The organism is Clostridium sp. ATCC 25772 (assembly GCF_001573875.1).
GTDB classification, from domain to species: Bacteria; Bacillota; Clostridia; order Clostridiales; family Clostridiaceae; genus Clostridium_J; species Clostridium_J senegalense.
Genome location: NZ_LFRG01000070.1, coordinates 1 through 11,406 on the forward strand (window position 1 = coordinate 1; position 11,406 = coordinate 11,406).

The 11,406-nt window shown below is 26.5% G+C and carries 8 protein-coding genes and 1 other RNA gene; all 9 read left to right on the forward strand.

Features of this window, described 5'->3' with window-relative positions; all coding sequences use genetic code 11:
* Positions 1 to 749 precede the first annotated feature (749 nt).
* On the forward strand, positions 750 to 1,190 hold the full coding sequence (locus tag AZI32_RS16095; protein ID WP_061996860.1) for a hypothetical protein: 441 nt from the start codon (positions 750 to 752) through the stop codon (positions 1,188 to 1,190).
* A gap of 552 nt (positions 1,191 to 1,742) precedes the next feature.
* Positions 1,743 to 2,096: a transfer-messenger RNA gene (gene ssrA / locus AZI32_RS16100) on the forward strand.
* Positions 2,097 to 2,302: 206 nt separating this feature from the next.
* Positions 2,303 to 3,979, forward strand: a complete 1,677-nt coding sequence (locus tag AZI32_RS16105; RefSeq protein WP_010293496.1) for an SIR2 family protein — start codon at positions 2,303 to 2,305, stop codon at positions 3,977 to 3,979.
* 418 nt (positions 3,980 to 4,397) lie between these two features.
* The gene (locus AZI32_RS16110; protein ID WP_345968963.1) at positions 4,398 to 5,390 is read left to right on the forward strand and encodes a recombinase family protein; all 993 of its coding nucleotides are present in this window, start codon (positions 4,398 to 4,400) and stop codon (positions 5,388 to 5,390) included.
* A 118-nt stretch (positions 5,391 to 5,508) separates the two neighbouring features.
* On the forward strand, positions 5,509 to 5,748 hold the full coding sequence (locus tag AZI32_RS16115; protein WP_061996862.1) for a hypothetical protein: 240 nt from the start codon (positions 5,509 to 5,511) through the stop codon (positions 5,746 to 5,748).
* A 305-nt stretch (positions 5,749 to 6,053) separates the two neighbouring features.
* The gene (locus tag AZI32_RS16120; protein ID WP_010293491.1) at positions 6,054 to 7,427 is read left to right on the forward strand and encodes a hypothetical protein; all 1,374 of its coding nucleotides are present in this window, start codon (positions 6,054 to 6,056) and stop codon (positions 7,425 to 7,427) included.
* Positions 7,428 to 7,609: 182 nt separating this feature from the next.
* Positions 7,610 to 8,881, forward strand: coding sequence for an NUMOD1 domain-containing DNA-binding protein (locus AZI32_RS16125; protein ID WP_061996864.1), 1,272 nt, complete (start codon positions 7,610 to 7,612; stop codon positions 8,879 to 8,881).
* Positions 8,882 to 9,653: 772 nt separating this feature from the next.
* Positions 9,654 to 11,135 carry a sodium-dependent transporter gene (locus AZI32_RS16130; protein ID WP_061996866.1) on the forward strand — a complete coding sequence of 494 codons (1,482 nt, stop codon included), beginning with the start codon at positions 9,654 to 9,656 and terminating at the stop codon, positions 11,133 to 11,135.
* Positions 11,136 to 11,162: 27 nt separating this feature from the next.
* Positions 11,163 to 11,270: a MetS family NSS transporter small subunit gene (locus tag AZI32_RS18530; RefSeq protein ID WP_010293485.1), complete on the forward strand. Its 108-nt coding sequence runs from the start codon at positions 11,163 to 11,165 to the stop codon at positions 11,268 to 11,270.
* The last annotated feature ends 136 nt before the right edge of the window (positions 11,271 to 11,406 follow it).

Genomic DNA, 11,406 nt, shown 5'->3' on the forward strand with positions numbered 1-11,406 from the left:
CTATTATAGGGAAACAAACTCCAATTTAAATCTATTCAATAACTTTAAACTATTTTCATACAAGATTCAGTGTTGAATTCTAAGTGATTCGGAGCATGCCTCACTATTTTAGGTATCCAAGTTTTAAAATGAGTAATTTTAAAGGTCAACTTGAAACCCTATAATTCAAGCTTATTTTAAAAATAAAGAAAAGCAAAAATTAAATCAATGTTGTCCATATTCAAGATTATTTTAACATATAGATAAGTGTTTTAATAGATTAAGTTTTAACTTAAGTATATTCAGTTAATTTATTTTAAAAAATAAAAAAGTCCTATATAAGTATTAAAAAAAAATTATAACAAACGAAATATAAATAAGGGAATATTTGGGGAGAAAATATAAATTAAAATTATTATGATATTAATTCTAAATTTTATCATTTAATAAATGAGTAAGATTAGATTCAAGCCTGGAACTTTATATCAAAGATTATTTAAAGTAAAAATAATACAAAAGTTAACGTATACAATTTTTAACAAAAAATGAAGAAATAATGTATAAATTTCATTTAAAAGTTGTTATAATATAGTGAAACAAAAAAAATCCAGTTTATAGATTAAAATGAATAATAAGGATAAATATAAAATTCTATTGACTATACCTTATTGAAAATTATTATGTAGATATAGATACTTAGTTTAGTACATAAATTAATTTAATTGCGATAGTATAATAAATACTATTGTTTGAAAGAAGGGGAGAGTAATATGGAGAGAAGTATCTATAGGTTAAATTTGATTATGCTTACATTGTTAACAATAACTTTGAATTTTACTGAATTAGCAAGTTATATCTTAACAGATTCACTAGTTAATATTCAGATGATTAGTAAAGTTAGTTTAACCTTTATAGTTAGCATAGCTCTTTTGAAAATATTTACATTTATAGAGATCGAAAAGAAAATTCGTAACAAACAATGGTATAAAAGTTATAGAAAAATATCGATTTTATTCAACATATTACAAATAGTGCTTTGGAATTTGATATATGTTTTTTTCAATAGGTATTGTTTAGGTCAAATTGAAATAGTTATATACTTATTGCCAACAGTGTCAAGTTTAATAGTTATTTTCCATAAATATCCTTATAAAACAATGAAAAAGTTTCAGGATATGTTAGAATTACAAAAGATAAATAATATAAAATGAAAAATTTTAATATAAGATATAATATTAAATAAAACTATGCATATAAACTAATAAATAAGTATATGTATAGTTTTATTTTTCTAAACTATATAGGGAAACAAGCTCCAATTTAAATTTATTCACTAACTTTAAAATATTTTTATATAAAATGTAGTGTTGAATTCTAAGTAATTCGGAGCATGTCTTACTATTTTAGGTATCCAAGTTAAATTTTAAACTTATTAATCTATGAAATAAGAAAAGTTCAAATTAATATTTTACTGCTAGTTAACACTTATTTTAGTTAAGAGCTGTGGTGATTAGTACTCACTATAATCCTAATAATACTAAACGTATTTTTTATTTTAAGAAACTGATTCTTAGTTTTATCCATTATTTGTACTTATTTTTATCACTTGATAAATGAATAATTTTAGAATTTAGTTTAAAACTATATAGATATAATTAGAAAAAAATATGGCAAATGATATCAGTTGACAATAGTGTAATAAAGGATTAAAATAGTAATACAATTTAATATATGCAAAAAGCGTTTAAATCCAATTACAACATGGGGGCGTTATGGCTTCGACGGGGGTAAGATGGGTTTGAGAAGCGAGTCGAGGGACGCATGTGGCCTCGTTAATAAAATATGCACTAAATGTAAACGCAGAAGATAATTTTGCATTAGCAGCCTAGTTAGCTGCTCGTCCTACCTTTGAGTCCCACGGCTTAGGATAGGGCGTCAAATAGTGGGGAACCGAACTTAGCAAAGCTTTGAGCTATGGACGGAATTTATGAAGCTACTAAAAGGTAAAGCCTGTTTGCAGGCGTTACCTGGAGGGAATGTTAAAATGCAGACTGCACTCGGAGATGCTCAAATTGGTCTACTTTCGGACAGGGGTTCGATACCCCTCGCCTCCACCATTAAAATCCACGATACATAATGACCGTACTGGAATCCAGTACGGTTTTTACGTTTATAATAAAAAATTGAATATATGGACTTATTTGTTGCATAGTTGTAAAATATTAATAAAATATATATATTGTCAATATGAGTCTGACTAGTATTTAATATAGGAAAAAGTGATATTAAAATTAATTTTTGGCATGTATGGGGGTGATTATTTATGAGTATATTTGTAAGTATGGAGTCCAAATTAAAAAAGTTGGCTATTTCACCAATATTCTTTATTGGGTCAGGAATATCAAGAAGATATATTAATAGCCCTGATTGGAAGGGGTTGCTTCAAGAGATTAGAAGTGATTGGGAAAGAAGCTATAAATATTATTATCAAAAGCATTTAGTAAATGGGAACTGTAATTTTGAAGAATTAGCATCAGAATTAGAAACTATGTATTTTGATAAGTTGACAGATGAGGAATTAGAAGAAGGAAAAGATAAAAGATATTACTTTAGAAAGAGAATAAGTGAAATAGTAGGTGTATATTTAGAAAAAAGTAAAGAAATAATAAAAACTAATAATGAGATAGAAGAGTTGAAAAAAACAAGTCCCTCTGCGATTATTACAACTAATTATGATGAATTAATGGAAAACATATTTCCTCAATATACAAAGTTTGTAGGACAAACTCAACTATTAGCTAATGTTGTTGAAGGTGTTGGAGAGATATATAAGATACATGGATGTTCTACTAATCCAGAAAGTATAGTAATAAGTAAAGAAGATTATGATAACTTTTTTGATAAAGCCTTATATTTAAATTCTAAGCTATTAACACTATTTTTGGAATATCCAATAATATTCATGGGATATAGTTTAAGTGACAGAAATGTTAAGAGTATACTGAGTTCTATAGTAGGTATGTTACCACCAGAAAAAGTAAGGGAATTAAGTAGTAGAATTTGGTTTTTGAGAAGAAACAAAGATGGTGAAAATTATAAAAAAGTTGAAAGAATAGAATTAGATAATAGTAAGTATATTGACGTAGAAACATTTTATGTTAATAATTTTGGAGAATTTTTCAAAGTGATTAGCAATAAAGACATAAAAAGATTGCCAATAAAATTTCTAAGATTTCTAAAAGCTAATACATATGAATTAATTTCCACTCAAGAGTATGACCCTAAAAAATTAGATGTCAATTTACAAGACCTAGAAAGAGTAGATAATTTTAATGATTCAAGCAACTTTTTAGGAATAACTATAAGTTCTAGAGTGCAGAAAAGTATGGTCAAAAGAAGTGATATATGTGAGGTATTTATACAAAGGGACTCATGCGCAATAAATAAGTATTCTATATTGGATTACATTCTTAAGAATAATGAGAAAATACCTATTTATTGGGCTATAAAGGGCTTAAATAAAGAAGAGGTTGAAGGATATATTGAAAAATCCAATTTTAATACAAATGCTAAAGAAAGAGTTAAGAAGAAAATATTCGAAAGTGGAGGAGAAGGAGAAAAATTTAAGCTATATATAGGAGCAGATAGCAAAATTAGATTCTCTTATAGTGGAAAAATCAATGATGATGAAATAAGTATATATTTAAATGAAGTTTATAAAAGTAATAATACTGAACCGCAAAGAAGAAAAGGAGTAAGAAGATACTTTTTACTATATCTATTAAATAATTTTATAGATGAATTATCAAAAAATAATGAATTTTTGTTGAAAAATAGAAATGAAATTTTAATAGCTTTAACATATTTAGAGAAAGGTTTTATAGAACAGAATGAAAACAAGCTATATGAGCTAATTAAGATTCTAAATGATAAGAAATATGATAATAGTTATAGGACTGTGCTATGTTACTTAGATGTAAGCTTAAACAAACATTTATAATTGGAGAGATATCAAAAATATTATAATTTATATTTTTGACTAAAAGCCTTAATTGCCAATACAGCGGTGATTAAGGCTTTATTATTTGTAAAAATCTATAGGAGGCACTTATGACAAGAAAAGTAATAAAGGAAACTAAATATTGCAAAATACTTAATCAAGGGAAAATAGAGGATGATGATTATTATGACTAAAAGAATAATAAAAGAGACTAAGTATTGCCAGATATTATGCCAAGGAAAGGTATATTCCACGCTCATTGGAGGTAACAGAAGAACAACTATTACAGTTAATTAAAGAATCAATAACAGAAGGAGTATTCTCCAAGGATTTTATAAAAAAATTATCTCAAATATTAAATGAAAAGTAGGAGGAGTTTAAAATATTTGAAAATAAGAGCAATCGTTATATTACTAGAATAATAGATTATCTTAATGAAAGAGGATGGAAAACAAAAGTTGGAAATACTTTTGGTAAGAATAGCATTTATAGTATATTAGATAATGAAAAGTATTCTGGGGTTTACGTTTTTAATAGGAGCTCAAAGAAAGATACCCTTGGAAAAAGAAACAGTCATTTGCTAAAGGATGAGAGTGAAGTGATAAGAATTGAGGTAGGAATGCCGGCTATAGTTTCAAAAGAGACATTTCAAAAGGCTAGAGAAATGATGAATGCTAGGAAAAGAGCTCCTGGGGCAAATAAAGCAAAAGAAACATACTTGTTGTCAGAACTTATCTTTTGTGGAGAGTGTGGTTCAGCAATGCAAGGAAATAGGAGAAAAGCTAAAGATAAGCCTATGTATATTTCTTATAGATGCGGTGGCAGAATGCAGAAAAGGAATTGTGATAATAAAGAAATAAGAAAAGAGTATATTGAAGAGTTTGTACTATCAGAATTAGAGAAAAATATATTGAATGATAAGGCTGTTCCTATACTTGTTGAAAAAATTAACCAACATATACAGGAGCAAGCTAAAAACGAGAAGGAATCTACAGAAATAATGCTAAAGGAGATAGAAGATATTGATGAGCAGATTAATAATATAGTAAGTGCAATTATGAAAGGATTTGCTCATGAAGAATTTAAAACCATGATGGATGACTTAAAGGGTAAGAAAGCCAAACTAGAAGTTGCTATAAAAGAACAGGAAAACAGAAGCAAAGCTCCTAAAATAACAGAAGAACAGGTGAAACAATTATTTTCAATGTTTAGAGACTTTGTAATACAGAGAAATATACCAAAATGTAAGAAATTCATACAAAATTATGTTAATAAAGTAATAGTTTATAAAGACCACGTTGAAGTAATATTCAACATGGTCTTTAATATTTTACAGGGTTATGAGGCTTATAAGATTAAGTCTACTGTAAAGAAAGCTATTCTTTTTAAAAGGTATAGGAATATAGCATAGAAATATAAATATAGAGCTTATTAAATGGTATTGATTAATAAGCTCTGTTATTAAAGATGAATCAAAGTGGTTCATAATGAACCATTATAAAATTAGGGTGATACAAGGATGTGGTTAAATGAAAAAGGCTATAACAGTAAGAATGGATGAGAGTGTATATAATAGTATTGCAAATGATGCCGATAGGCGAAAAGTCTCTATTAATAGGGCTTTAAATGACAAAATTAGTGAAACAGGAAGCACATTAAATGTTCAAGGCGATTTTTATAGTAATTGTAACTTTTATAACAGTTACCCAAGAACAAATTCCACAAATGAAAATAGTATTATAGAGGATGTACCATTTAGAGAAGATTAAATTAAATCCAATTTATACAAACTATAAGCTTACTGAGGGTATACTTATAAAATAATAGTTTATAAAGACCATGTTGAAGTAATTCAACGTGGTTTTTAATATTTTAAAGGACTATAAAGTTTAAAGTTATGTTTTCTGTAAGAAAACTACTCTTTTTAAGAGGTAATGAATGTATCATATTAGAGATATTTATACAAATATAGAGTATAATTAAGTGAAAGTAAAGGAATTTAAAAACATTTCATAGAATTTATTGGTGTAGAGTGAATATAAAGATAGTATTTGTATAAGGAGAATAGTTTTATATGAGATTAAAATTCGAGGAATGGTATAAAGAAAGAAAATTTTCTAGTTTAACAGAAGATTTATTTGATGAATCTGTTAGCTGTTATAAAATATCAGCATATAGGTCTGCATTCTTGATGTCCTATCTAGGATTTCAAAACATAATTAGGGAACGATTATTAAATGATGATAAAAAAGAAGATATATTTACGAAAGAGACTATAGATATTTTAGAAGGCGATGAACGATGGGAATTTAAAATAACTACTATAATTAAAAGTAACAATAAAAATGATAAGAAAAACGAAAAAATAAATAGAGGACTATTTAATGATAATTACATAGTCAATAATAGTAAGAATATAAATCCATTTAAATTATCTGAACAAATAGAACAAGAATATAATTATTGGCATTTAATTAGAAATAATAGTGCACATGCAAAAGGAAGAGAGATTACGTATTCTACTATAGAAAGCTTTTGGAGCTTTATAGAAAACAGTATTTCGAAATTTATAATTAATGGTGGAAAAGATGGATTGATAAGAAGAGCTAAAGAATGTTATAAATATAAAAATGAAAAAAATGCTATTGATATAGAAGATATAGAAGTTATAGTAGATGATTTGATTTCATTGGGAGAAGAAAAAGAAATTTATGAGTTTTTGAAAGAAATATCTGTAATATTTAAAATTGAATATTACAATAAGTATGATATTGTAAAGAGGTTTTGGGATAAAATAGTTAAATTTGATAATGGGATAGTTAATAAAAATTTATTAAACTTATTAAGGGAGGACATCGAATCGCTATTAAAATTTATAGAAGTATACCCAATAATATTTAAGGAGCTACAAGATGATTATAGATTTATGGTAGATTTAAGAGAACAAAAAATAGCAGAGTACATTAAGTATGCAGATAACAATAAAGAAAGGGTTGCTATATGGAGATTAATAGATAAGATATTAAATGATAATAAATTAGCAGAAGAAGAATTGGAAAAATTTATAGATATAATAGTTAATAATAGTAGTATGCCTCCAGTAGAGCAGAGTATATGTTTTTTAAAGAATACATCTTACTTTGAAAAATTAAGAGAAAAGCTATTTTCTTATCAATTTGACCCATATAAGAAAGGTGGGAAAAATTATGTCGATAGGAACTATGAATTTATAAAATTTTATTTGTTAGAAGCAGAGTTAGATAATGAGATAGCTAAAAAAGTAAATATAATGTATGAATGGAGTAAGAGTTGTAATTATAATGAATATGAACAAACGCTTTATGTGTATAGAGAAGGCTTATTCTCTGAGATGATGGATAGGATATTAGAAAATGAGAAATTTAAATGTAAATATGAAGAAGCTCTCGGAAAAATGAATTCTAAATAATATATCCGAAAATGTATTTAAATATAAACAATGTGAATATTTATTAGTGGATTTCGCCTATTGTGCTTCGCCTCCACCATTAAAATCCACGATAATTTTTTATCGTGGATTTTTTATATTTATAGGAATAATTAATAATATTTTGCCAAAAGTAATATTAAAAAAATTATTCAGGTGAGGTTATGAAAAAATATATACAAGATGATTCATACTTTGAAAAAATAGATAATGAAAGAAAAGCATACTGGTTAGGATTTTTATATGCAGATGGGTGTATATCTGAAAGAAGTGAAAATAATAAAATAGTAATAATACAATTACATAGAGATGATAAATATCTTTTAAAAGAATTTCTAAAAGATATAAATTCAGATAGACCCATATATGTAAATAAAAAGGGCTATGTTTCTATTAACATTGGAAGTACTAAAATGGCTAATGATTTAATAAAATTAGGATGTTTACCTAGAAAATCATTAGTTCTAAAGTTTCCATCAGAGAAAATAGTATCTTGTAATTTAATAAAGCATTTTATTAGAGGTTACATGGATGGCGATGGATGTATATCAACTTATAAAAAAATAAGAAAAAATAGAAAAAGTCCAATATTTGTATGTGAAATAAAGTTTATTGGTACATATGATATGCTTTTGGGAATTAAAAAATTTTTCAATTCGGATAAAGATATTTTGATAAATAAACATTCACCTAAGAGTTATCAAATAAGTTTTTCAGGGAGAAAGTATAGAAATGCAGTAGATATTTTATATAATGATGCAACTATTTACTTGAAAAGAAAAAAAGATAAATGGGATGAATTTCTAAACTATATGAATTATATAGATATAAAAAAAGAGGAGAAGGAATCTAGGATAATAGTAAAATTAGATAATGAAGCAAATTATATAGGAGAATATACATTGAAATCTTTAAAAAAAGAATTTGATATAACTGCTATTTTAAGATGTTGTGAACATAGAGAAAAGCATAAATCGTATAAAAGGTTTAGGTGGATATATTTAGATGAATATAAGGAATTTACTGAGAAATGTATAGATATAAAAGATGTTTTAGGTTGTAAAAAAATTTGTAATATTGAAAAGTCAAAAGTAATAAAGACAGTTGAACAGTATGATTTAAATAAAAATTTTATTAGAACATGGGAAAACGCTAAGGTAGCAGCCGACCATTATAACACTACATCAAAGGCAATACGTAAAGTTTGTAATGGTGAAAGAAAAACTTGTTGTAATTTTATATGGAAATATACTGAGCCAAAAATGAGCAAACAATCTAAAAAAGTTGCTCAATATGATATAGATGGAAACCTTATTAAAGTTTGGAATAGTTGTAAAGAAGCTGCATTTTTTTATGATGTTACATTTCAATCCATTCAAAGAGCCATTAGTGGTAAATATAAAACTTGTTGTGGGTTTAGTTGGAAATATATATAAAATTAAAATTTGCAATATAAGATTTTTCTACTTCATTCATTAAAATCACTCCAACAATATAATTACTTAAGTATATAGGTAAACAAGCTCTAATTTAAATTTATCCAATAACTTTAAAATATTTTCATACAAGATATAGTGTTGAGTTCTAAGTGATTCGGAGCATGTCTCACTATTTCAGGTATCCAAGTTTTGGAATGGATAATTTTAAAAGTTAACTTGGAACCTTATAGTTTAAACTATTTGCATTTTAAAATTCATATCTATATAAATTAACATTCATTATTTTTTATTTGGCAATAAAAATATATTGACAAAAGTAAATAGTGGGAATATAATAAAAAATAATTTAAAGAACGGAGGAAATATTATGAAAATTACAAGCTGGAATACAACAATAACATCAAAATTTAATAGAGTACTCTTATTAGTAGCCGAATTAATTTAGCAATTGTGTTTATTGATATATAAATTTAGATTTATTACTGTCATAGATGCAATTGCTACACTAGATGATTGTATCTATGACGGCTAATTTTTATTTTACATAAAGTAAGCCTCATAGAATTATTATGAGGCTATTATTATATTTTTTGATAATTAAAGCCTCATAGATTAATATTGGGCTTTAATTATATCCTAGGTGTAAAGCTCTATATATAACTATGGGGCTTTTGTTTTATATTATAGCAAAACTTTAGTAATAGACCTAAATAGGCTGTTGACCTAATAGTTATGCGAAATAAATAAATTTAACTTAGGAGGAAATGAAATGCAAGAAAATAGAGAGCAATGGGGAACTAAAATTGGATTTATACTTGCTGCAATTGGATCAGCAGTAGGTTTAGGTAATATATGGAGATTTCCTTATGTAGTATATTCAAATGGAGGAGGAGCATTTTTAATACCGTATTTATGTGCCATATTTACAGCAGGAATACCACTTTTAATATTAGAATACGGAATGGGACACAAGTTTAAAGGTTCAACACCACTTTCTTTAGCAAGAGCAAACAAAAAATTTGAATGGATAGGTTGGTGGCCAATAATTAGCTCGTCAGTTATACTATGCTATTACTCAATGATACTAAGTTGGGCAATTAAATATATGACTATGAGTTTCACCAAAGGTTGGGGTGAGGATTCTAATTCGTTTTTTTATAATGATTTCTTAAATTTATCAGATTCACCGCTTAATTTTGGAGGAATAGTTTGGCCTATATTAATAGGTATTGGGATAATATGGGTTATAAATTGGGTTATATGTTATAAAGGAATAAAATCCGGGATAGAAAAAGCTAGCAAGATATTATTACCAGCCCTATTAGTAGTAATGATAATAATTGTTATAAGAGGCGTTACTTTAGAAGGTGCAAGTGTTGGGTTAAATACATTATTTACACCAGATTGGAGCAAGGTGAAAAATCCTCAAGTTTGGATATCTGCATATGGACAAGTATTTTTTTCATTAAGTATAGGTACCGGTATAATGATGACATATTCAAGTTATTTACCTAAAAAGACTGATATAAATAATAGTGCATTTATGACTGCATTTGCTAACTGTGGATTTGAGTTTTTATCGGCTATAGGAGTATTTGCAATACTTGGTGCAATGGCTACAAGTCAAGGGGTACCTATGGAAGAAGTTGTTACAGATGGAATAGGACTAGCATTTATAGCTTTCCCTAAGGTATTTACAATAATGGGTATATGGGGAAATATATTAGGAGTTTTATTTTTTTCTTGTCTAGTGTTTGCTGGTATAACATCATCAGTTTCTTTAGTAGAAGCAATATCTTCAGCTATAATAGATAAGTTTGGTGGATCACGTAAAAAAGTTGTTACATGCATGTGTTTAATAGGATTTGTTGCAACTATAGTATTTGCAAGTAATGCAGGGTTATATTTACTAGATATTATGGACAATTTTATAAACAATTATGGAATAGTTGTAGTTGGATTATTAGAAGCTTTTGTTATCGGATGGGTAATTAAGCCTAAGGTTATAAGAGAACATACAAATAAAATATCTTATTTTAAAATCGGTAAGTGGTGGGATGTAATTATAAAATATGTAACACCTACTTTATTAACAATAATTTTAGTTCAAAGTCTTATAAATGAGTTTAAAAATCCTTATGGAGGTTATGAATTAATATCTTTATTATTGTATGGCTGGGCTATTATAGCTCTTGGAATTATAGGTGGATTATTAATTAGTAAAAAACCTTGGAAGAATAGTAAGCTATAAAATATAAGTAGTAAGGAGATGATTTAAATGACAAGTGTATCAATAGGATTTTTTATATTAGGAGCAGTAATTCTTTGGGGCGGGTTTATGGTAACTTTAGCTATAACTATTAAGAATGAGAGAAAAGCAAATTAAGTAACATACTAAAATGTATTATAGGGTTCCAAGTTAAGTTCTAAAATTATTCATTTATCAAATGAGAAAACTCAAATTAATATTTTATCAATAACTAACAGATTATTTTAGTTAAAAGTTAAGAGTGAATAGTGAA

What these genes read in the sequence shown, in the direction of transcription:
- AZI32_RS16115 (WP_061996862.1), top strand. Translation starts at nt 5,509, where the DNA reads ATGAAAAAGGCTATAACAGTAAGAATGGATGAGAGTGTATATAATAGT.
- AZI32_RS18530 (WP_010293485.1), top strand. Translation starts at nt 11,163, where the DNA reads ATGACAAGTGTATCAATAGGATTTTTTATATTAGGAGCAGTAATTCTT.
- AZI32_RS16095 (WP_061996860.1), top strand. Translation starts at nt 750, where the DNA reads ATGGAGAGAAGTATCTATAGGTTAAATTTGATTATGCTTACATTGTTA.
- AZI32_RS16105 (WP_010293496.1), top strand. Translation starts at nt 2,303, where the DNA reads ATGAGTATATTTGTAAGTATGGAGTCCAAATTAAAAAAGTTGGCTATT.
- AZI32_RS16120 (WP_010293491.1), top strand. Translation starts at nt 6,054, where the DNA reads ATGAGATTAAAATTCGAGGAATGGTATAAAGAAAGAAAATTTTCTAGT.
- AZI32_RS16130 (WP_061996866.1), top strand. Translation starts at nt 9,654, where the DNA reads ATGCAAGAAAATAGAGAGCAATGGGGAACTAAAATTGGATTTATACTT.
- AZI32_RS16125 (WP_061996864.1), top strand. Translation starts at nt 7,610, where the DNA reads ATGAAAAAATATATACAAGATGATTCATACTTTGAAAAAATAGATAAT.